The sequence below is a fragment of the Pseudomonas arsenicoxydans genome, assembly GCF_006438915.1.
Classification (GTDB): domain Bacteria; phylum Pseudomonadota; class Gammaproteobacteria; order Pseudomonadales; family Pseudomonadaceae; genus Aquipseudomonas; species Aquipseudomonas arsenicoxydans_A.
The window spans coordinates 64,891-87,233 of record NZ_RCZE01000019.1 but is presented as its reverse complement, the minus strand read 5'-3'; the positions used below and the strand labels follow the sequence as shown (position 1 = coordinate 87,233).

Here is a 22,343-nt window from a genome sequence, read left to right as displayed (position 1 = left end):
GCACAGAATCTGCGTGCGACGAAGATCAAATGTGGGAGCGGCGGTGCGACGATTCGACTTGCTCGCGAAGGCGGCATCCCGGGCGATACAACTCTTACCAGCTAGCGAAAATCCCGCCGCTCACGAATCAACGTATAAGCCGCGTGCAATTCACGCGTCTTGTCCGTTGCCTCCCGCACCTGCAACGCCGTCGCCCCGCTGCCGGCGATCTTGTCCGGATGATGACGACTCAGCAGGCGCCTATAAGCGCGCTTGATCTGCGCCGGCTCGCTGGTTGCCGACACCCCCAAAAGCCGCAACGCATCCTGATAGGTGATCGCGCTGCTCACCTGCGGACGCTTGTGTTGCTCGTAATCGGCGGCCAGCGCCTGAACCTGACGCGGCGTCCAGCCCAGCCACTTACCCCATTGGGCAATCAACTCGCGTTCATGACTGCCGGCACGACCATCGGCCCAAACCATCCGCCAGCAGGCACGCAACACACCTTCCGCCGCGTGCGGTTGAGCGCTCAAGCGCCGCAGATAGCCGCGTAGCCGGTCATTGCCGGACTTGCCGCGATTGAACGCCGCAATGGCACGACGCTGCGCCGAGTCCGTCATTTCCAGCGCACGCATTTCCTGGCGGGCTTGCTGGATATGGCCATCCACCACTCGCCCGTCACTCTTGGCCAAGCGCCCCAACAACACGAACAGCAGCTCATCATTGCGCAGCATCGGACGACCGCCGAGCTTTTCAAGCAAGTGCCCGAAGCTTTGCAGGTGCAAGCGCCGATCCAGCGCCTGCCCCAACAAGGCGCCGAGCATGGCCCCCGGAATGCTGGCTATGGCAAAGCCTGCTCCGGCTCCGATCAGAGTCCCTGGCCACAGCACCTCAGCGGCTCGCTTCTATCAGGGTTTCAACGTCGGCCAGGCGTTCGTGCGTACCGACATCCACCCAATGGCCTTTCAGGCGCTCCCCCGTCACTTGCCCGTCGGCCATGGCTTTGCGCAACAGCGGCGCAAGCTTGAAGGCCCCGTCCGAACAGCCGTCGAACAGTTGCGGATGCAGCACCGCGATGCCGCTATACGTCAGGGTCGCTGTCTCCGGCCGACCGTCGCGCACGTGCCCGTCGAGCAAGGTGAAATCGCCCGTCGGGTGATGGGCCGGGTTATCCGCCAGCACCAGGTGAGCCAGCCCGTTGATGGGTTGATGCAACACGCTGAAGTCGTAGTCGGTCCAGATGTCGCCATTGACCACCACAAACGCCTCATCCCCCAGCAACGGCAATGCGCGAAAAATCCCACCACCGGTTTCCAGCGGCTCGCCTTCCGGCGAGTACTGAATGCTGAGGCCATAGCGCGAACCGTCGCCCAGATAGTCTTCGATCTGCTGACCGAGCCAGGCGTGGTTGATCACGATCTCGTTGAACCCGGCCGCCGCGAGGGCGCGCAGGTGGTACTCGATCAATGGCACGCCGCCGGCGCGAACCAGCGGTTTGGGGGTGGTCAGGGTCAACGGGCGCATGCGCTCGCCCTTACCGGCAGCCAGAATCATTGCCTTCATGCATTCGCTCCGGCACGCAGGCTCAGCAGCAACACATCCAGCTCGGCCAGTTCAGGGCGGCGGGCAATCACAGCTTCTATATAGGCGAAGAAGCGCGGCACGTCAGCGAGGTAGCGCGGTTTGCCGTCGCGATGGCAGATGCGGGCGAAGATGCCGATGACTTTCAGATGACGCTGCACGCCCATCAAGTCGCTGGCACGCAAGAACTCTTCGAAGTCCGGTTGAACCGGAATGTCGAGCTCGCCGGCTCGCTGCCAGTACAGTTCGAGCCAGCCGCGCACACGCTCTTCGGGCCAGCTGAGGAAGGCGTCCTTGAACAGGCAGGTCACGTCGTAGGTCACGGGACCGTACACCGCGTCCTGAAAATCCAGCACGCCCGGATTCGGTTCGCTGAGCATCAGGTTGCGTGGCATGTAGTCGCGGTGCACCAGGATTTTGGGCTGGGCCAGAGCGCTATCGATCAACAGATCGGTGACGTTCTGCCAGAGCATTTTCTGCGCCGCGTCGAACTCGATGCCCAACTCGTGTTTCACATACCAGTCGGGGAACAGTTCCAGTTCGCGACGCAACAGTGCGACGTCATAACTCGGCAATGGCGCAACCATCGGCAACTGCTGAAAAGCCAACAGTGCCTGCAGGGCATCGTTGAACAAATCATCGGCATTTTCGCTGTCGATCACGTCAAGGTAAGTCTTGTTGCCCAGGTCATTGAGCAAGAGAAAACCGCGTTCGAGGTCTTCGGCATAAATTTTCGGCACATTTATTCCGGATTTCGCCAGCAAAAAAGCGATATCCACGAAGGGTTTGCAGTTTTCCTGGGGCGGCGGAGCGTCCATTACGATGAAGCTTTTGCCCTCGCCTTCCCAGCGAAAATAGCGCCGAAAACTCGCGTCACTACTCGCCGCAGTCAACGTGGCCGGGGGTACGGCGCCCCAGCCCTGTTCTGCAAAGAGAATTGCCAACTGCTCATCGAGCCAAACTTTCAGGTGTTGCAAACGTACATCTTGGTCAGGCATTGCAAGGGTCTCCGACGGCGCTAGCCGTCAAGCGGGTCATGCTTTATTATCCAGCATCTTTTTCAGACCATCGAGAGGCGTGCGGCCCACACCGCGGGCAGATGGCACGCAGGAAGCCCGGACTAATAAGATGGCATTGAAATCCCCCGCGTTTCGTAAAAAATTTCCGTTGTTGGTTACCGGCAGTCTGCTGGCCCTGCAACCCCTAGCCACTTCATTCGTGGTCGCCGCGGAACAGTATGACTGCTCAGTCTCTGCTTCGGGTGCCTGGGACTGTGCGCCAAAATCGCCAGCGGCGGCATTGCCACCGCGCCCCGCCCATGACGGTGCGGTCACTGCCGTTGACGACGCAGAAGCCGAGAGCGGTTCCGCCGCCAAGCCTGCACTCGTTACCGAGTCCAAGGGCCGTGGCATGAAGTCGCGTAGTGCAGACTACAGTCACCTCGACTGGGTTCCACGCGAGAGCCTCACTGCCGCGCAATTGGCCGAAACCGGTCCTTACTGCTCTGGTTCCTATATCGAACCGATTCGTCCTGGCATGAATGACAAGACGAATAAAAGTGACGCACCGACCTTTATCGGCGCCAAGGCCTCTCGTTACAACACCGAAGATCAAGTCGGCACGCTGGCAGGTGACGTTGTATTGCGTCAAGGCAGCATGCAGGTCGAGTCCGACGAAGCCAGCCTGTATCAGGCCGAAAGCCGCGCCGAACTCAATGGCGACGTGCGCATCCGCGACAACGGCGCACTGATCGTCGGCGACCATGCCGACGTGCAGCTCGACACCGGTGAAGCCAAGGTCGACAACGCCGAATACGTGATGCACAAATCGCGCATCCGTGGTAACGCGCTGTACGCCAAGCGTGCCGAAAACGCGATCATCCGCCTCAAGGATGGTACGTACACCACGTGCGAACCGAACAGCAACGCCTGGCAGCTCAAGGGTAACAACATCACCCTGAACCCGGCGACCGGCTTCGGCACCGCGACCAACGTGACACTGCGGGTCAAGGACATTCCTGTCCTGTACACGCCGTACATCTACTTCCCGATCGACGACCGTCGCCAGTCGGGCTTCCTGCCGCCGACTATCGGCACCGGCAGCGATACCGGCTTCATGCTGGTCACCCCGTATTACTTCAACCTGGCACCGAACTACGATGCCACGTTGTACCCACGTTACATGGAAAAGCATGGCTTGTTGATGGAAGGCGAATTCCGCTACCTGACCAAGTCCAGCGAAGGTCAGTTCGGTGCGGCGTACCTCAATGACGAGGACACCCAACGCGACAAGCAGACCGACTTCCAGAAAGAACGCTACATGTATAACTGGCAGCACAAGGGTGGTCTCGATGAGCGTGTCCTCACGCAAGTCGACTACACCAAGCTCAGCGATCCTTATTACTTCCAGGATCTGCAGACTGACCAGATTGGCGTGAAAAGCGCTGACTTCGTGAACCAGCAGGGTTCCGTCACCTACCGTGGTGACGACTATGCCGCCACTGTCAACGCCCAGGCGTTTCAGCTGGCGACTGTTGCCTCCATCACGCCGTATGATCGCTTGCCGCAGATCACCTTCAACGGTGAGCTGCCGGATCATCCAGGTGGTCTGGATTTCAGTTACAGCACTGAAATCGTGCGGTTCGAACGAGACCTGCTTAACGGTACGTACACGGACGAAGACGGCAACGTGTCCCCACGTCTGGACACCAACGTTCAAGGCCTGGCCCGTGCCAACGGCGATCGCCTCAACCTGGCGCCAGCCGTCAGCCTGCCGCTGGACTGGACTTATGGCTTCGTGAAGCCGAAGCTCAAGTACCAATACACCCAGTACCAACTGGACCTGGACAGCATCGGCAAGAACCAGATCGTGTCTCAGGATCAAGCCGCCGCTGCCGCCGGGACTAAAAACTTCAACGGCAATTTCGGCAGCAACCAGAACCGTGGCGTGCCGATTGCCAGCATTGACAGTGGTCTGTACTTCGATCGCGACACCCAATGGTTTGGCAAGAACTACCGCCAGACACTGGAGCCGCGCCTGTACTACCTCTATGTACCAGAGGAAGACCAGACAGACATTCCTGTGTTCGACACCAGTGAATACACCTTCAACTATGCATCGCTGTTCCGGGACAACCGCTTCTCTGGCTCCGACCGTGTCGGCGACGAGAACAAACTGTCGCTGGGCATCACCAACCGCTGGATCGAAGAAGATGGCTTTGAACGCCAACGCTTCAGCGTAGGTCAGGCCTTGTTCTTCAAGGACCGCGAAGTCCAGTTGCCCGGTGTCAATCCAAAAACCCGTGCCGATGCGCAAACCAGCAATTCGCCCTATGCACTGGAATACGAATATCACTGGAACCGCGACTGGTATAACACCACCGACTTCAACTGGGATCCGAACAGCCGCAGCACTCGCTCGGGCAGCACGATGTTCCACTACCAGCCTGAAGACAATCCGAACAAGGTCATCAACGCCGGCTATCGCTATCGTAACGACCAGGTGATCTACAACCAGAACACCGGTCAATGGCAATTCGGCGGTGACTACGGCACCCCTGGCACGCCTGATTTCGTGAAGGACTACTACAAGATCGAACAGCATGACTTCTCGGTGATCTGGCCGATCGTACCGCAATGGAATCTCATTAGCCGCTGGCAATATGACTACAACCAAAACCGGACCCTTGAAGCCTTCGGTGGTTTCGAATACGACAACTGCTGCTGGAAGCTGCGCGTGATCAACCGTTACTTCATTAATTTCGACGAGTTCAGTCAACAAGCGCCACAAAACGAAAAAGGCGACCACGGCGTCTTCCTACAAATCGTTCTGAAAGGTCTCGGCGGCCTCACCGGCGCCAAAGTAGAGAGCTTCCTCGACAAAGGCATCCAAGGTTATCGTGAACGTGAAGACCAAGCTTTCTGATTGTCTGCGCCCGCTGCTGCTGGGCGCGCTGTTCCTGGGTACCGCGGCTAACGCCGCCGTACAGTCCATCGACAAAGTGGTGGCCATCGTCGACAACGACGTGGTCATGCAGAGCCAACTGGACCAACGCGTTCATGAAGTTCAGGCAACCATTGCCAAGCGTGGCTCCGCCGTGCCGCCAGCCAGCGTGCTGGAGCAGCAGGTGCTTGAGCGCCTGATCGTCGAAAACCTGCAATTGCAGATCGGCGAGCGTTCGGGCATCCGCATTACCGATGAAGAACTGAACCAGGCGGTGGGCACCATTGCCCAGCGTAACAACATGTCGGTAGATCAATTCCGCGCCGCGCTGGCTCACGACGGTCTGTCTTACGACGACGCCCGTGAACAGATTCGCCGTGAAATGGTCATCAGCCGAGTGCGTCAACGCCGCGTGGCCGAGCGCATCCAGGTGTCTGAGCAGGAAGTGAAGAACTTCCTCGCCTCCGACCTTGGCAAGATGCAATTGTCCGAAGAGTTCCGCCTGGCCAACATCCTGATTCCTACGCCGGAAAGCGCCAACTCCGACGCGATTCAGAATGCTGCCAAACAGGCCGACGCGGTTTACCAGCAGCTCAAGCAAGGCGCTGACTTCGGTCAGTTGGCCATCGCCAAGTCTGCCAGCGAAACGGCACTGGAAGGCGGCGATATGGGCTGGCGTAAAGCCGCTCAACTGCCACCTCCGTTCGATCGCATGTTGAGCACCATGACCGTTGGCGAAGTTACCCAACCAATGCGCACACCGGGTGGCTTCATCATCCTGAAGATCCTGGACAAGCGTGGCGGTGCAACCCAGACGCGAGATGAGGTGCACGTGCGCCACATCCTGGTCAAACCAAGCCCGATCCGTGACGAAGAGAAAACCAAGGCCCTGGCCCAGTCGCTCTACACGCGTATCGAAGCTGGTGAAGACTTCAGCGAACTGGCCAAAAGCTATTCGGAAGACCCGGGTTCTGCCCTCAACGGCGGCGACTTGAACTGGATCGACCCGAACGCACTGGTGCCTGAGTTCCGCGAAGTAATGGCCAAGACCCCGCAAGGTCAGTTGTCCAAGCCATTCAAGACCCAGTACGGCTGGCACGTCCTGGAAGTGTTGGGCCGTCGCGCCACCGACAGCACCGCCCAGGCACGCGAGCAACAGGCGATGACCGTATTGCGTAACCGCAAATACGACGAAGAGCTGCAAACCTGGCTGCGTCAAATCCGTGACGAAGCGTACGTAGAAATCAAACTCCCTGGTGCAAGCCAGGCAGCGCAGTGAAACCCAAGCGTTTCGCGCTGACACCCGGCGAACCGGCCGGCATAGGTCCTGACCTGTGCCTGCTGCTCGCCTCGCACGCCCAGCCACACCCCCTGATTGCCATTACCAGCTGCGACCTGCTCCTTGAGCGGGCCGCGCAGCTGGGTGTGGTTGTCGATCTGCTGCCGGTAACGCCGGACAGTTGGCCGGATGTTCCTGCGCCTGCAAACAGTCTGTATGTCTGGGATACTCCGCTCAATGCGCCAGTCACCGCCGGCCATCTGAACAAGGCCAATGCCGCTTTTGTCCTGGAAACCCTGACCCGTGCGGGCCAGGGCTGCCTGGACGGGTACTTTGCCGGGATGATCACCGCGCCTGTGCACAAGGGTGTGATCAACGAATCCGGGATCGCCTTCTCCGGCCATACGGAATTTCTGGCTGACCTGACCCATACCGCCCAAGTGGTGATGATGTTGGCCACGCGTGGATTGCGCGTAGCGCTGGTCACCACTCACCTGCCTCTTCGCGAGATTGCCGATGCAATCACACCGGAGCGCCTGGAGCGGGTCACACGAATTCTGTACGCCGACCTGCAAGAAAAATTCGGCATCGCCCAGCCACGCATCCTCGTGTGTGGGCTCAACCCCCATGCCGGCGAAGGCGGACACCTGGGCCATGAAGAAATCGACATCATCGAACCTACATTAGAGCGCCTGCGCGGTGAAGGCATGGACCTTCGTGGCCCCCTGCCCGCCGACACTCTGTTTACCCCCAAATATCTGGAGCACTGCGACGCAGTGCTGGCGATGTATCACGACCAGGGCCTGCCCGTGCTGAAATACAAAGGCTTCGGCGCGGCAGTCAACGTGACTCTCGGCTTGCCGATCATCCGCACCTCGGTCGACCACGGCACCGCCCTGGATCTGGCCGGCAGCGGAAAAATCGACACCGGCAGCCTGCAAGTCGCCCTGGAAACCGCCTACCAGATGGCCGAGACCCGTTTATGACCGAGCATTACCAACACAAGGCGCGCAAACGCTTTGGCCAGAACTTCCTGCACGATGCAGGGGTTATCGACAAAATCCTGCGCTCCATCCATGCCAAGGCCGAAGACCGCGTGCTGGAAATCGGCCCGGGCCAGGGTGCCCTTACTCAAGGCCTGCTCAATAGCGGCGCGCAGCTGGACGTGGTGGAGCTGGACAAGGACCTGGTCCCGATCCTCAATCAGCAGTTCGCCGGACGGAGCAACTTCAGCCTGCATCAGGGCGATGCGCTGAAGTTCGACTTCACCAGCCTGAATGCTGCGCCGGGCAGCCTGCGCGTGGTCGGCAACCTGCCGTACAACATCTCTACACCGCTGATTTTTCACCTGCTGCATAACGCCAGCCTGATCCGCGACATGCACTTCATGCTGCAAAAAGAAGTGGTAGAGCGCATGGCGGCGGGTCCTGGCGGTGGTGACTGGGGTCGCCTGTCGATCATGGTCCAGTACCACTGCCGCGTCGAACATCTGTTCAATGTCGGCCCGGGCGCGTTCAATCCGCCGCCAAAAGTTGATTCGGCCATCGTGCGCCTGGTGCCTCACGCGGTTCTGCCACACCCGGCCAAAGACCATAAATTGCTGGAGCGCGTGGTTCGCGAAGCCTTTAACCAGCGCCGCAAGACCCTGCGCAACACCCTCAAGTTGCTGCTGAGCAATGCCGAAATCGAAGCCGCTGGCGTCGATGGCAGCTTGCGTCCCGAGCAGCTCGACCTGGCCGCCTTCGTGCGCCTGGCCGACAAGCTCAGCGAGCAAGTCCTGAACCCGCCCGCCGCCGACTGACAGGTGACGAGCGTTATCGGGTAGGACGCCAGACGCGATGTCTGGTTTACTACCCGGTACTTGGCCTAGACTGAACTCCATCAGCTACGCCCCGCGTCCCGCTTCGTTTTTAAGGCCTCTTGCATGTCCGATCCTCGTTATCAGGTCGACGTCAGCGTCGTCACCCGCTATCTGGCAGAACAATCGCAACCCGAGCAAAGCCGCTTTGCCTTCGCGTACACCATCACCGTGCACAACAAAGGCAGGCTACCGGCCAAACTGTTGTCGCGGCACTGGGTGATCACCGACGGTGACGGGCATGTCGAGGAGGTTCGCGGAGCCGGTGTGGTTGGCCAGCAGCCGTTGATCGAGGTGGGAGAGAGTCACACCTATAGCAGCGGCACGGTCATGACCAGCAAAGTCGGCACCATGCAGGGCACTTACCAGATGATTGCCGACGACGGTAAGCATTTCGACGCCATCATCGCTCCATTCCGTCTGGCGGTGCCCGGAGCCTTGCACTGATGGCAACGTACGCCGTCGGAGACTTGCAGGGCTGCCTCGAGCCCCTGCAATGCCTGCTTGAGCGGGTCGCTTTCGACCCGGCAAAAGATCGCCTCTGGCTGGTCGGCGACCTGGTCAACCGCGGTCCGCAGTCGCTGGCAACCTTGCGTTTTCTCTATGGCATTCGTGAATCGCTGGTGTGCGTACTCGGCAACCATGACCTGCATCTGCTGGCCGCCGGACGCAACATCGAACGCCTGAAGAAAGCCGACACCCTGCGCGAGATCCTCGAAGCGCCCGATTGTGCGGACCTGCTGGAGTGGCTGCGCCAGCAAAAGCTCGTGCACTACGACGAACAGCGCGACATCGCACTGGTGCACGCCGGCATTCCACCGCAGTGGTCGCTGCGCAAAGCCTTGAAGTGCGCCGCCGAAGTTGAAGAAGCCCTGCGCGACGACAATCGCATCGCCCCGTACCTGGACGGCATGTACGGCAACGAACCGGTGAAATGGGATAGCGACCTCAAGGGCGTGACCCGCCTGCGCGTCATCACCAATTATTTCACCCGCATGCGGTTCTGCACCAGCGAGGGCAAACTCGACCTCAAGAGCAAGGAAGGCGTCGGCACAGCGCAACCGGGCTACAAGCCATGGTTCACGTACAAGGAACGCAAGACCAAGGGCCTCAAGATCATCTTCGGCCATTGGGCGGCCCTCGAAGGCCACTGTGACGAACCGGGAATCTTCGCGCTCGACACCGGTTGTGTCTGGGGCGGGGCCATGACCCTGATGAACGTCGATACCTTCGAGCGTCTGCAGTGCCAATGCAACGATCAGGGCCACAGCGAACCCGCCGTCGCCCCAACCATTACCGAACAAACCCCAGCCAGCGCCCCGCGCTAGGCTGCGCTATCAGCCGAGCCACAGGAGCCCGCCATGAGCGAATTCAAACGTATCCCCCCGGAACAGGCACAGGCCCTGCGCGAAAAAGGCGCTGTGGTCGTCGACGTCCGCGATCCTGCCACCTTCGCTGCGCTGCACATCAGCGGCTCGAAGCACCTGGACAATGTCTCCATCTCTGACTTCATCCGCGCCGCCGACCTTGATGCACCGACGGTAGTGGTCTGCTATCACGGCAATTCAAGTCAAAGCGCTGCGGCGTACCTGATCAGCCAGGGTTTCTCCGACGTCTACAGCATGGACGGCGGTTTTGAGCTGTGGCGCACGACTTACCCTGCGGAAACTGCGCAAGGCACCTCCGAATAATTTTTTTGTAACCTGCGAGCCCCCGGCCCCCGCGGGCTCGCGCGGTGGCAGACGAACGGTCTGCCACAACTAATTACGTATCTCGCCTTTACCTCCCGAATTCCCAACTATCCTTAAGCGCAGGCCATCCAAAACAGGGGAGAGCCGGTACACCGGCGCGCGGGTCATCGGGAGTAGCTTTCGGAGTAGTCAGCTCCGTTAGAGTTCTGGGGGGTAAACAGCAACCGCCTGTTCGGTTGCTGCCAGCATCGACTGAGTGATCCGGCGTCGGCTCCACGTATCGAGCGAGGTGACGTCATGAGTATCTTTAGCCACTTCCAACAACGCTTCGAGTCCACACGCCAGGAAGAACTCTCGCTGCAAGAGTATCTTGAGCTGTGCAAACAGGACCGCAGCGCCTACGCCTCCGCCGCCGAGCGTCTATTGCTGGCCATCGGAGAACCGGAGCTGCTCGACACCTCGGCCAACTCGAGACTGTCGCGAATCTTTTCCAACAAGGTGATCCGCCGCTACCCGGCCTTTGAAGACTTCCACGGGATGGAAGAATGCATTGACCAGATCGTGTCGTATTTCCGCCATGCCGCTCAGGGCCTGGAAGAAAAGAAACAAATCCTTTATCTGCTAGGCCCCGTCGGCGGCGGTAAATCGTCCCTGGCCGAGAAGCTGAAACAGTTGATCGAGAAAGTCCCCTTCTACGCAATCAAGGGCTCGCCTGTATTCGAGTCGCCACTGGGCCTGTTCAACGCCACCGAAGATGGCGCGATCCTCGAAGAAGACTTCGGCATCCCGCGGCGCTACCTCAACACCATCATGTCGCCATGGGCCACCAAGCGCCTGGCCGAATTCGGCGGCGACATCAGCCAGTTCCGCGTAGTGAAACTCTATCCGTCGATCCTCAATCAGATCGCCGTGGCCAAAACCGAGCCGGGTGACGAGAACAACCAGGACATTTCGGCCTTGGTGGGCAAGGTCGATATCCGCAAACTGGAAGAGTACCCACAGAACGACGCCGATGCTTATAGCTACTCGGGCGCACTGTGCCGGGCCAACCAGGGCCTGATGGAATTCGTCGAAATGTTCAAGGCGCCGATCAAGGTGCTGCACCCATTGCTGACGGCCACCCAGGAAGGCAACTACAACAGTACCGAAGGCCTCGGCGCGATTCCGTTTACCGGGATCCTGCTGGCCCACTCCAACGAATCTGAATGGCACACCTTCCGTAACAACAAGAACAACGAAGCGTTCATCGACCGGATCTACATCGTCAAAGTGCCGTACTGCCTGCGGGTCAGCGACGAAGTGAAGATCTACGACAAGCTGCTGTTCAACAGTTCTCTGGCCAAGGCCCATTGCGCGCCCGACACCTTGAAGATGCTCGCCCAGTTCACCGTGCTCTCACGCCTCAAGGAGCCGGAAAACTCGAACATCTATTCCAAGATGCGCGTGTACGACGGTGAAAACCTCAAGGACACCGATCCGAAGGCCAAGTCGATTCAGGAATACCGCGACAACGCCGGTGTTGACGAAGGCATGAACGGCCTGTCTACCCGCTTCGCGTTCAAGATTCTGTCGAAGGTCTTCAACTTCGATCCGCACGAAATCGCCGCCAACCCGGTGCACTTGCTGTACGTGCTGGAACAACAGATCGAACAGGAACAGTTCCAGGCCGAAACCCGCGAACGCTACCTGCGATTCCTCAAGGAATACCTGGCACCGCGCTACATCGAGTTCATCGGCAAAGAGATCCAGACCGCCTACCTCGAGTCGTACAGCGAGTACGGCCAGAACATCTTCGATCGCTACGTGCTGTACGCCGACTTCTGGATCCAGGACCAGGAATACCGCGACCCGGAAACCGGCGAAATCCTCAACCGCGTGGCCCTGAACGAAGAACTGGAGAAAATCGAAAAACCGGCCGGCATCAGCAATCCGAAGGATTTCCGCAACGAAATCGTCAACTTCGTACTGCGCGCCCGGGCCAACAACAACGGCAAAAACCCGACCTGGCTCAGTTACGAAAAACTGCGGGTGGTCATCGAGAAGAAAATGTTCTCCAACACCGAGGACCTGTTGCCGGTCATCAGCTTCAATGCCAAGGCCAGCAAAGAGGACCAGCAGAAGCACAACGACTTCGTCACACGGATGGTCGAGCGCGGCTACACCGACAAACAGGTACGGCTTCTTTCCGAATGGTACCTACGGGTCCGGAAGTCGCAGTGAAGCAGCTGCAAGCTTCTAGCTACAAGCTGCAAGAGAAAAGCGGGTAACTCCCGATTCCGGGAACTGGCGGCGCTTTCGCTTGCAGCTTGAAGCTTACGACTTGAAGCTCCCCGGAGGGGCCTATGAGCTATGTGATCGACCGACGTCTCAATGGCAAGAACAAGAGCACGGTGAACCGCCAGCGGTTTCTGCGACGCTACCGTGATCACATCAAAAAGGCTGTCGAAGAGGCGGTCAGCCGGCGCTCCATCACCGATATGGAACACGGCGAACAGATCAGCATTCCCGGCCGCGACATCGACGAGCCGGTGCTTCATCACGGCCGTGGCGGCAAACAAACCGTCGTGCACCCCGGTAACAAGGAATTCACCAGCGGCGAGCACATTGCCCGTCCGCCCGGTGGTGGAGGTGGCAGGGGCCCTGGCAAGGCAGGCAACTCGGGCGAAGGGATGGACGAATTCGTCTTCCAGATCACCCAGGAGGAATTCCTCGAATTCATGTTCGAGGACCTCGAGCTGCCAAACCTGGTCAAGCGCAACCTGACCGGCACCGACACCTTCAAAACCGTACGTGCCGGGATCAGCAACGAAGGCAACCCGTCGCGCATCAACATCATCCGCACCTTGCGCTCGGCCCACGCGCGGCGCATCGCCCTGTCCGGCAGCAGCCGCGCCAAGTTACGTGAGGCCAAAGAGGAACTGCTGCGACTCAAGCAGGAAGAACCAGACAATTTCGGCGATATCCAGAAAATCGAAGCCGAAATCGAAAAACTCAGTGCACGCATTCATCGCGTGCCGTTTCTTGATACGTTCGACCTCAAGTACAACCTGCTGATCAAGCAGCCCAACCCCAGCTCCAAGGCAGTGATGTTCTGCCTGATGGACGTGTCCGGCTCCATGACGCAGGCGACCAAGGACATCGCCAAGCGCTTCTTCATCCTGCTGTACCTGTTTCTCAAGCGTAATTACGACAAGATTGACGTCGTGTTCATCCGCCACCACACCAGCGCCCGTGAAGTGGACGAAGAAGAGTTCTTCTACTCGCGCGAAACCGGCGGCACCATTGTCTCCAGTGCCTTGAAATTGATGCAGGAGATCATGGCCGAGCGCTATCCGAGCAACGAGTGGAACATCTATGCGGCTCAGGCGTCCGACGGCGATAACTGGAACGACGATTCACCGATCTGCCGCGACATTCTGATCAACCAGATCATGCCGTTCGTGCAGTACTACACTTACGTTGAGATCACCCCGCGCGAACATCAGGCCCTGTGGTTCGAGTACGAACGCATCGCCGAAGCCTTCTCTGACACTTTTGCCCAGCAGCAACTGGTCTCGGCCGGGGATATCTACCCGGTCTTCCGTGAACTCTTCCAGCGCAGGTTAGTGACATGACCGCCAAAGAGCAGAAGCGCCAACCCATTTCCACCGGCTCCGAATGGACATTCGAGCTGATCCAGGCCTACGACAAAGAAATCAGTCGCCTGGCGGCTCGTTACGCCCTCGATACCTACCCTAACCAGATCGAAGTGATCACCGCCGAGCAGATGATGGACGCCTACGCCTCTGTCGGCATGCCGTTGGGCTATCACCATTGGTCTTACGGCAAACACTTCCTCAGCACCGAGAAATCCTACAGCCGTGGGCAGATGGGGCTGGCCTACGAGATCGTAATCAACTCCGACCCGTGCATCGCTTACCTGATGGAAGAAAACACCATCTGCATGCAAGCGCTGGTCGTGGCGCATGCATGCTACGGGCACAACAGCTTTTTCAAAGGCAATTACCTGTTCCGAACCTGGACTGACGCCAGTTCGATCATCGATTACCTGGTGTTCGCCAAGCAGTACATCATGCAGTGCGAGGAACGCCACGGCATCGACGCCGTGGAGGACTTGCTCGACTCCTGCCATGCGCTTATGAACTACGGCGTCGACCGCTACAAACGCCCCTACCCGATTTCCGCCGAAGAAGAACGGCGTCGGCAAAAGGATCGGGAAGAGCATCTGCAGAAACAGATCAATGATCTGTGGCGCACCATTCCCAAAGGCGCAGACAAGTACAGCGACAAGGACAATGCGCGCTTCCCCGCCGAACCTCAGGAAAACATCCTGTACTTCATCGAAAAACACGCGCCGCTACTGGAGCCGTGGCAGCGGGAAATCGTGCGGATCGTGCGCAAGATCGCCCAGTACTTTTATCCACAGCGTCAGACCCAGGTGATGAACGAAGGCTGGGCCACGTTCTGGCACTACACGCTGATGAACGACCTGTACGACGAAGGCCTGGTCACCGACGGCTTCATGATGGAGTTCCTGACATCCCACACCAGCGTTGTGTTTCAACCCGGTTTTGACAGCCCTTACTACAGCGGAATCAACCCTTACACCCTCGGGTTTGCCATGTACCGGGACATCCGGCGCATGTGCGAGGAACCCACCGATGAAGATCGCCACTGGTTCCCGGAAATTGCCGGCACCGACTGGCTGTCGACCATCAAGTTCGCCATGAGCAGCTTCAAGGATGAGAGTTTTATCCTGCAGTACCTGTCACCGAAAGTGATCCGCGACCTGAAGCTGTTCAGCATTCTCGATGACGACCAAAAGGACGACCTGCTCGTACCCGCGATCCACGATGAAGAAGGCTACCGCACCATCCGTGAAACCCTGGCGGCGCAGTACAACCTGGGCAATCGCGAGCCTAACGTGCAGATTTACAGCATCGACCGGCGTGGCGACCGCTCCCTGACCCTGCGTCATCAGCAACACGACCGCAAGCCGCTGGGCGAATCCACCGAGGAGGTGCTCAAACACCTGCACCGGTTGTGGGGCTTCGATATTCACCTGGAAACCCTGCAAGGGGATCAGGTGATGAAAACCCATCATGTTCCACCCAGAAGCGAGCACAGCGAAGGGGATTACGGGCGGCTGGACTTGGCCGTCATTCATCTTTGAGCCTGTTTGAACCTCCGCAAGTTCGACGCAACGGTTATTCTGTCGAGCTAACGGAGGTTTTTTATGCAGATTTATAAAGTCGGCGGTGCGGTACGTGATCGCCTGCTCGGCAAACCTGTCACCGATATCGACTGGGTGGTGGTGGGTGCAACGACCGAAGAAATGCTCGCCAAGGGTTTTCGCCCGGTGGGTGCAGACTTTCCGGTGTTCCTACATCCGAAAAGCGGCGAGGAATACGCCCTCGCCCGCACCGAACGCAAAAGCGGGCGCGGTTATGGCGGCTTTACTTTTCACGCCAGCCCCGAAGTCACCCTCGAAGAAGACCTGATTCGCCGCGACCTGACGATCAATGCGATGGCCGAAGACGATCAGCAAAACCTGACCGACCCTTACCATGGTCAGCGTGATCTTGAAGCGCGCTTGCTGCGTCACGTTTCCCCCGCGTTCGCCGAAGATCCTCTCCGTGTCCTGCGCGTTGCCCGCTTTGCTGCGCGCTATGCGACGCTGGGTTTTACGGTCGCTCCCGAGACGCTTGGATTGATGCGAGAACTCAGCGAATCCGGCGAACTGCAAGCCCTGACCGCTGAACGCAGCTGGAAAGAAATCTCTCGCGCATTGATGGAAGATCAGCCGCAGGTGTTCATTGAAGTGCTGCGCGAGTGCGGCGCATTGAAGGTGCTGATGCCTGAAGTCGACGCGCTGTTTGGCGTTCCACAGCCCGAAGCTCACCACCCGGAAATCGACACCGGCGTGCACACATTGAGCGTGCTTGAGCAATCGGCGCAGCACAAACAACCGCTGACCGTGCGCTGGGCCTGCCTGCTGCACGACCTCGGCAAAGGACTGACGCCCGAGGAAGAATGGCCGCGCCATATTGCACACGAGCACACCGGCCTGAAGCTGATCAAAGCGGTCAACGAACGCTTCAAGGCGCCGAAAGACTGTCAGGAACTGGCGCTGCTGGTCGGCCAATATCACACCCATGGCCATCGCGCCCTGGAGCTGAAACCTTCGACCTTGCTGGAGTTGCTGCAAAGCTTTGACGTTTACCGTCGGCCTCAGCGCTTTGAAGAGTTCATTAGCGCGTGCGAGATGGACGCTCGCGGGCGCAAAGGGCTGGAGCAGAGAAGTTATCCACAGGCGGATTATTTGCGCGGGGCGGCGACGGCAGCACGGAGCGTCGCAGTTCAGCCGTTGCTGGAGAAAGGATTCAAGGGGCCGGAGCTGGGCGAGGCGATCAAACGTGAGCGACTCAAAGCGCTGAAAGCTTACAAAGAGGCGGCGTCTGCCTGAAAAAGCTTCGCGAGCAAGCCCGCTCCCACATTGCATCTGCGTCGTACACACATCAAATGTGGGAGCGGGCTTGCTCGCGAAGGCGTCATCCGCATCACAACAACTCTAAAGGGGTCAACTGCTCGCCGCGCCACTCAAACGCCACCGGCGCCAACACCTGATCAATCTGCGCTTCACTCCACAAGGTCGCAAAGCTTTTGCCTACACCCGGATGCACACGATCCGGCGCAATCAGCGACAAAGGCCACAACACAAAAGCATTCTTCAGAATCTCTGCCCGCGGCAGGATCAAACCATCGAAATTGCCCACCAGTTCACCAAACAACAGGACGTCGATGTCCAGCGGCAAACCCTTGCGGTCCGGCGCATAACGACCATTGTCCGCCTCGATGAATTTCAATCGACGGTCCAACTCGATCAGTGGCAGATCGGTGTATGCCGACACCACAAAATTGAAGAATGGCCCGCTCTTGATGCCCACTGGCTGGCTTTCGAACACAGCCGAGCAGCGGATATCCACCAAAAACGCCGCCAAGGCCTCAAGCCCCGCCTGCAAATGGGTTTCACGCTCGATATTGCTACCGAGCCCGAGGTACACCTGAGTCAGCGACATCCGCGCTCGATCTCCACGCCCACACCGCCCTTGGCAGCCGGGACAGCGCCAGGCTTGGTCAGCTTGAGACGCACCCAGGTGATCTTGAACTCACTCATCAGCACTTCGACCAGGCGCTCGGCAAAGGTCTCGACCAGCTGATACTGCGCCTGCTCGGCAAACGCCTGGATGCGCGACGAAACGCTCGCGTAATCGAGCGCCAGGGTCAGGTCATCACCGGCGGCGGCTGGGCGATTATCCCAGGCGAAGCTCAGATCAAGACGCAGGCACTGTCGGATGCCTCGCTCCCAGTCGTAGGCACCGATCACGGTGTCGACTTCCAGGCCCTCGATAAACACTCTGTCCAAGCACTTTTCTCCGCTGCACGACAAGGGCGCAATGCGCCGTTAGAATCAGGGCGTCCTCGCCCGGAATAGTTAGCATGTTTTGGTTATTGGCGATCCTCGCCTACCTGCTCGGCTCTCTGTCCTTTGCCATTTTGCTCAGCCGCCTGACCGGGAACCCCGATCCGCGAATGAGTGGCTCGGGCAATGCCGGTGCCACCAACATGTTGCGCCTGGCCGGCAAAAAACTCGCCGTCCTGACCTTGCTCGGCGACCTCTGCAAAGGCTTGCTGCCGGTGCTGATCGCCGGCCTTGCGGGCCTTTCGCTGCAAGAACAGGCCTGGATCGGCATCTGCGCCGTCATCGGCCATCTGTTTCCAGTGTACTTCCGCTTTCGCGGCGGCAAAGGTGTCGCCACCGCTGCCGGCATGCTGCTGGGGCTTTACCCGCCGGCGGCACTGCTAGCGATCTGCGCCTGGCTGCTGACGTTCTACCTGACCCGCACCAGCTCACTCGCTGCACTGATCGCCACACCGCTGACCCTACCGTTGCTTGCCTGGCAGGAACCGGCGGCCTTGCTGCCCATGAGCGTGCTCACCGGGCTGATTGTCTGGCGTCATCGCGGCAATCTACGCGACCTGTTTGCCGGGCGCGAACGGCATTTCTAAATACCGGACGTGAGCGCGGCTCATCGCAGCGCCGACAATTGCTCCATCGGCCAACGCGCCTGCACGCTGATCGCCAGACTTTCATGCTGACCGGCCTGCAAGCGCTGGCATCCGGCAAACGCGATCATCGCTCCATTGTCGGTGCAGAACTCCGGACGGGCGTAAAACACATCGCCCTTCATGTCACCGAGCATTTTTTCCAGCGAGGTGCGCAGGGCCTTGTTGGCGCTGACGCCCCCAGCGATGACCAGGCGCTTCATGCCCGCCTGCTTGAGGGCTCGCTTGCACTTGATGGTCAAAGTCTCCACCACGGCCTGCTGGAACGCCAGAGAGATGTCGCAACGGGCTTGCTCGCTGTCGTCCCCGGCGCTGACGCTTTGCTGCCAGGTGTTCAACGCAAAGGTTTTCAAGCCGCTGAAGCTGAACGCCAGGCCCGGGCGATCGCACATCGGACGCGGAAACGTGAAACGCCCCGATACGCCTTGCTCGGCCAGGCGCGCGATTTCCGGGCCGCCCGGGTAATTGAGCCCCATCATTTTCGCGGTCTTGTCGAAAGCCTCACCGGCGGCATCGTCCAGGGTCTCGCCCAGCAGCGTGTATTGGCCGATTCCGTCGACCTGAACCAGCTGCGTATGGCCGCCGGACACCAACAAAGCGACGAACGGGAATTCTGGCGGTTGCGCCTCCAGCATCGGCGCCAGCAAGTGGCCTTCCATGTGGTGCACGCCCAAGGCCGGAATGCCCCAGGCGAAGGCCAGCGCCTGGGCGCAGGAAGCGCCCACCAGCAACGCCCCGACCAGGCCAGGACCCGCGGTATAAGCGATGGCGTCTATCTCGGTCGGCACGCAGCCAGCTTCGGCCAACACCTGACGAATCAAGGGCAGCATGCGTTTGACGTGGTCGCGCGAGGCCAGCTCCGGCACCACGCCACCATAGGCACGGTGCAGGTCGATCTGGCTGAACAGTGCGTCGGCCAACAGCCCGCGTTCACTGTCATATAATGCGACACCGGTTTCGTCGCAGGAGGTTTCTAATCCCAGTACTAGCATGGGTTTACGCCTTGTTTAGGCTGAATTCGAAGGCGCGCATAATAGTCGCCACGTGATGCCCCGACCAGCGGTTTTCGATCAGAGGCTTTGCATTCCGAGCGATGAGGAGTTAACATCCGCAACCCTTAAAAACCGACGTCTTCAAGTGCTCTTTTGCCGCGAGGATGTTGACCCCGGTAATGAATGAAGGTAGCTCTGGATGCCAGCCGTCAAAGTAAAAGAGAACGAACCCTTCGACGTAGCTCTGCGTCGTTTCAAGCGCTCCTGCGAAAAAGCCGGTGTACTGGCTGAAGTTCGTAGCCGCGAATTTTACGAGAAGCCAACTTCTGAGCGTAAGCGCAAAGCAGCAGCCGCTGTTAAGCGTCACGCGAAGAAAGTTCAGCGCGAACAGCGCCGCGCCGTTCGTCTGTACTAATACACAGACGATCGTAGCAAGCTTCTGCCAAGCCCGGCTCCAAGCCGGGCTAATGGCATTTGCGTAAAACGCTTGATGCTTCACCGTCGAAGCCGCAGACGCGACCAAGACAAACCCGCTTCACAGCGTCAGACCTGGCTCTTTTGCCAGCGGTGCACGTCTTTTCTGACGAGCCTTCCAAGGCTACTGACGAGCACACCCACTGATTCCTCTCACGACGATCAGCCCAAGGCACCTGCTTGCGTGCCCGCTTATTGAGCTATCCGAGGCCATCGACAGGCCGTAGCGGATTCAGCGCAACACTTTCAAACAGTCGATTACTGATTGGTATTAACGTCAGTGGATTTTCGGCAGATACACTCCCCGATAGCGATTACGCAGACGACACCGGTCGAGCCGCATCTTTTGCGCGCCTCAAACAACGACCCGCGTTCGGCCGCACTTCGTTATAGGTCCCTTTCAGCGCAGATGACGAGAACGCCATGGCCGGGCTAATTCCCCAGAGCTTCATTGACGACCTTCTGAACCGCACCGACATCGTCGATGTGGTCAGCTCGCGCCTGCAAATGAAAAAGGCCGGCAAGAACTACACCGCTTGCTGCCCGTTTCACAAAGAGAAAACCCCGTCTTTCAGCGTCAGCCCTGACAAACAGTTCTATTACTGCTTCGGTTGCGGTGCTGGCGGTAACGCCCTCGGCTTCATGATGGACCACGACAACCTGGATTTCGTCCAGGCCGTGGAGGAACTGGCCAAAGCCGCGGGCATGGAAATCCCCCGCGAAGAAAGCGGCCGACCGCACAAACCGCGGCAACCGACCGATTCGCCGTTGTATCCGCTGCTCACCGCCGCCGCCGACTTTTACCGTCAGGCACTGAAAAGCCATCCATCGCGCAAAGCCGCTGTGGATTACTTGAAAGGTCGCGGACTGACCGGCGAGATCGCTCGCGACTTCGGCCTCGGCTTTGCTCCGCCGGGCTGGGACAACCTGTTCAAACACCTGAGCAGCGACACACTGCAACAAAAAGCCATGGTCGATGCCGGCCTGCTGATCGAGAACGCCGAAACCGGCAAACGCTATGACCGCTTCCGCGATCGCGTGATGTTCCCGATTCGCGACAGCCGCGGGCGCATCATCGCTTTCGGTGGCCGGGTATTGGGCGACGACAAGCCGAAATACTTGAACTCACCGGAAACCCCGGTATTCCATAAAGGCCAGGAACTCTATGGCCTTTATGAAGCACGCAAGAACAACCGCAACCTCGACGAAATCATCGTCGTCGAAGGCTATATGGACGTCATCGCCCTCGCCCAGCAAGGCCTGCGCAATGCCGTGGCGACCCTGGGCACCGCCACCAGCGAAGAGCACTTGAAGCGACTGTTTCGCGTCGTGCCCAACGTGCTGTTCTGTTTTGACGGTGACCAGGCGGGCCGCAATGCTGCCTGGCGAGCACTGGAGGCGACGCTGCCCTGCTTGCAAGACGGACGGCGTGCACGCTTTCTGTTCCTCCCGGAAGGTGAAGACCCGGATACGCTGGTCCGCTCCGAAGGCACGGATGCTTTCCGCGCCCGAATCAACCAGCACGCCCAGCCATTGGCGGATTATTTCTTCCAGCAACTGACCGAAGAGTCGGACCCGCGCTCGCTGGAGGGCAAGGCCCACATGGCCACCCTCGCCGCGCCGCTCATCGACAAAGTCCCAGGTGCCAACCTGCGCATCCTGATGCGTCAGCGCCTGACCGAAATCACCGGCCTCAGCGGCGAAGCAGTGAGCCAACTGGTGCAAAGCGCCCCTCAGAACGCGCCACCGGCTTACGATCCAGGCATGGATTACGACGCCATGCCGGACTACAGCGACTACCATCAGCCGCAGTCACAAGAAATGTATGTGCCGCAGCAGGAGTGGACGCCGAAGAAACCCGGCGCTGGCGGCAAGAAGTGGGACAAGAAACCGTGGGACAAGAACGGCAAGCGCGGCGGCGATCGCGATCAACCGAGCGCCCCGCGCACACCGATTGCGGTAGAGGCACCCACCCTGATCGCGCTGCGCACCCTTATTCATCATCCGGATCTGGCTGGCCGGGTAGAAACCGCCAACCATTTTGCCAATGAGAGCAACACCTACGCACAACTGCTCGTGGCTCTGATCGAGGCGGTGCAAAAAAATCCTAAGCTAAACTCAATTCAGTTAATGGCACGCTGGCACGGTACCGAACAGGGACGACTGCTCAAGGCATTGGCAGAAAAGGAATGGCTGATTGCAGGCGATAACCTTGAACAACAGTTTTTAGACACCATTACTAGGTTATCGGCCGCTCAACACACGGATAGCCTGGAAGTACTTATCAGGAAAGCCAGACAGCCGGGATTGACCCCGGAGGAAGCAAATCAGATCGCAAATCAGATGCGCGACCTATTAAAACGCAATATGGCTGTATCAAACCCGACCTCAACTGGCGCGTGAGGTCATAGCTCAGGTAT

20 protein-coding genes are annotated in these 22,343 nt (G+C 59.0%); 14 read left to right on the top strand and 6 right to left on the bottom strand.

Annotated elements, in window-relative coordinates; translation table 11 throughout:
• Positions 1-101: 101 nt before the first annotated feature.
• Genes EAH78_RS29715 through EAH78_RS29705 form a run of 3 tightly spaced genes read right to left on the bottom strand, consistent with a single transcriptional unit; the run spans position 102 to position 2,558 of the window.
• Entirely contained in the window at positions 102-869 is a 768-nt protein-coding gene (locus EAH78_RS29715; RefSeq protein WP_140671641.1) for a TerB family tellurite resistance protein, read from the bottom strand.
• Position 870: 1 nt separating this feature from the next.
• Positions 871-1,542, bottom strand: a complete 672-nt coding sequence (gene murU / locus EAH78_RS29710; protein ID WP_140671639.1) for an N-acetylmuramate alpha-1-phosphate uridylyltransferase MurU — start codon at positions 1,540-1,542, stop codon at positions 871-873.
• Entirely contained in the window at positions 1,539-2,558 is a 1,020-nt protein-coding gene (locus EAH78_RS29705; protein WP_140671637.1) for an aminoglycoside phosphotransferase family protein, read from the bottom strand. Before EAH78_RS29705 ends, murU begins: the two co-directional genes overlap by 4 nt.
• Before the next feature lie 130 nt (positions 2,559-2,688).
• On the opposite strand from EAH78_RS29705, the gene EAH78_RS29700 reads away from it, so the two are divergent.
• The 11 genes from EAH78_RS29700 to EAH78_RS29650 all read left to right on the top strand — a co-directional run bounded on the left by EAH78_RS29700 (position 2,689) and on the right by EAH78_RS29650 (position 16,796).
• The gene (locus tag EAH78_RS29700) at positions 2,689-5,484 is read left to right on the top strand and encodes an LPS-assembly protein LptD (RefSeq protein ID WP_140671635.1); all 2,796 of its coding nucleotides are present in this window, start codon (positions 2,689-2,691) and stop codon (positions 5,482-5,484) included.
• Positions 5,459-6,781: a peptidylprolyl isomerase SurA gene (surA, locus tag EAH78_RS29695; protein ID WP_193560109.1), complete on the top strand. Its 1,323-nt coding sequence runs from the start codon at positions 5,459-5,461 to the stop codon at positions 6,779-6,781. The genes EAH78_RS29700 and surA overlap by 26 nt, the downstream gene beginning before the upstream one ends.
• Positions 6,778-7,767: a 4-hydroxythreonine-4-phosphate dehydrogenase PdxA gene (gene pdxA, locus EAH78_RS29690; RefSeq protein WP_140671631.1), complete on the top strand. Its 990-nt coding sequence runs from the start codon at positions 6,778-6,780 to the stop codon at positions 7,765-7,767. The genes surA and pdxA overlap by 4 nt, the downstream gene beginning before the upstream one ends.
• The gene (rsmA, locus tag EAH78_RS29685) at positions 7,764-8,582 is read left to right on the top strand and encodes a 16S rRNA (adenine(1518)-N(6)/adenine(1519)-N(6))-dimethyltransferase RsmA (RefSeq protein ID WP_123433093.1); all 819 of its coding nucleotides are present in this window, start codon (positions 7,764-7,766) and stop codon (positions 8,580-8,582) included. The genes pdxA and rsmA overlap by 4 nt, the downstream gene beginning before the upstream one ends.
• 123 nt (positions 8,583-8,705) lie before the next feature.
• Positions 8,706-9,086, top strand: a complete 381-nt coding sequence (gene apaG, locus EAH78_RS29680; protein WP_140671629.1) for a Co2+/Mg2+ efflux protein ApaG — start codon at positions 8,706-8,708, stop codon at positions 9,084-9,086.
• Positions 9,086-9,967, top strand: a complete 882-nt coding sequence (locus tag EAH78_RS29675; protein WP_140671627.1) for a symmetrical bis(5'-nucleosyl)-tetraphosphatase — start codon at positions 9,086-9,088, stop codon at positions 9,965-9,967. Before apaG ends, EAH78_RS29675 begins: the two co-directional genes overlap by 1 nt.
• A 33-nt stretch (positions 9,968-10,000) precedes the next feature.
• A complete protein-coding gene (gene glpE / locus EAH78_RS29670; RefSeq protein WP_140671625.1) occupies positions 10,001-10,330 on the top strand; it encodes a thiosulfate sulfurtransferase GlpE in 330 nt (109 codons plus the stop codon).
• A gap of 297 nt (positions 10,331-10,627) precedes the next feature.
• Complete coding sequence (locus EAH78_RS29665; RefSeq protein WP_140671623.1) at positions 10,628-12,550, top strand: PrkA family serine protein kinase; 1,923 nt, start codon at positions 10,628-10,630, stop codon at positions 12,548-12,550.
• A 122-nt stretch (positions 12,551-12,672) separates the two neighbouring features.
• The gene (locus EAH78_RS29660) at positions 12,673-13,944 is read left to right on the top strand and encodes a YeaH/YhbH family protein (protein WP_007947798.1); all 1,272 of its coding nucleotides are present in this window, start codon (positions 12,673-12,675) and stop codon (positions 13,942-13,944) included.
• Positions 13,941-15,503, top strand: a complete 1,563-nt coding sequence (locus tag EAH78_RS29655; RefSeq protein WP_140671621.1) for a SpoVR family protein — start codon at positions 13,941-13,943, stop codon at positions 15,501-15,503. Before EAH78_RS29660 ends, EAH78_RS29655 begins: the two co-directional genes overlap by 4 nt.
• A 63-nt stretch (positions 15,504-15,566) precedes the next feature.
• Positions 15,567-16,796: a multifunctional CCA addition/repair protein gene (locus EAH78_RS29650; RefSeq protein WP_140671619.1), complete on the top strand. Its 1,230-nt coding sequence runs from the start codon at positions 15,567-15,569 to the stop codon at positions 16,794-16,796.
• Positions 16,797-16,890: 94 nt separating this feature from the next.
• Here the strand turns inward: EAH78_RS29650 and folK are convergent, their stop codons facing one another.
• Positions 16,891-17,409 carry a 2-amino-4-hydroxy-6-hydroxymethyldihydropteridine diphosphokinase gene (gene folK / locus EAH78_RS29645; RefSeq protein WP_140671617.1) on the bottom strand — a complete coding sequence of 173 codons (519 nt, stop codon included), beginning with the start codon at positions 17,407-17,409 and terminating at the stop codon, positions 16,891-16,893.
• Positions 17,400-17,756 carry a dihydroneopterin aldolase gene (gene folB, locus EAH78_RS29640; protein ID WP_027926721.1) on the bottom strand — a complete coding sequence of 119 codons (357 nt, stop codon included), beginning with the start codon at positions 17,754-17,756 and terminating at the stop codon, positions 17,400-17,402. The genes folK and folB overlap by 10 nt, the downstream gene beginning before the upstream one ends.
• Positions 17,757-17,830: 74 nt before the next feature.
• On the opposite strand from folB, the gene plsY reads away from it, so the two are divergent.
• Positions 17,831-18,400, top strand: coding sequence for a glycerol-3-phosphate 1-O-acyltransferase PlsY (gene plsY / locus EAH78_RS29635; RefSeq protein ID WP_140671615.1), 570 nt, complete (start codon positions 17,831-17,833; stop codon positions 18,398-18,400).
• A gap of 20 nt (positions 18,401-18,420) precedes the next feature.
• On the opposite strand, the gene tsaD is transcribed toward plsY, so the two are convergent.
• Complete coding sequence (gene tsaD / locus EAH78_RS29630) at positions 18,421-19,449, bottom strand: tRNA (adenosine(37)-N6)-threonylcarbamoyltransferase complex transferase subunit TsaD (RefSeq protein ID WP_140671613.1); 1,029 nt, start codon at positions 19,447-19,449, stop codon at positions 18,421-18,423.
• 199 nt (positions 19,450-19,648) lie between these two features.
• Here tsaD and rpsU point away from each other — a divergent pair, with 199 nt between their 5' ends.
• Both rpsU and dnaG read left to right on the top strand, forming a co-directional pair.
• Positions 19,649-19,864: a 30S ribosomal protein S21 gene (gene rpsU, locus EAH78_RS29625; protein ID WP_002551877.1), complete on the top strand. Its 216-nt coding sequence runs from the start codon at positions 19,649-19,651 to the stop codon at positions 19,862-19,864.
• A gap of 482 nt (positions 19,865-20,346) precedes the next feature.
• Positions 20,347-22,326: a DNA primase gene (gene dnaG, locus EAH78_RS29620; RefSeq protein WP_140671611.1), complete on the top strand. Its 1,980-nt coding sequence runs from the start codon at positions 20,347-20,349 to the stop codon at positions 22,324-22,326.
• The last annotated feature ends 17 nt before the right edge of the window (positions 22,327-22,343 follow it).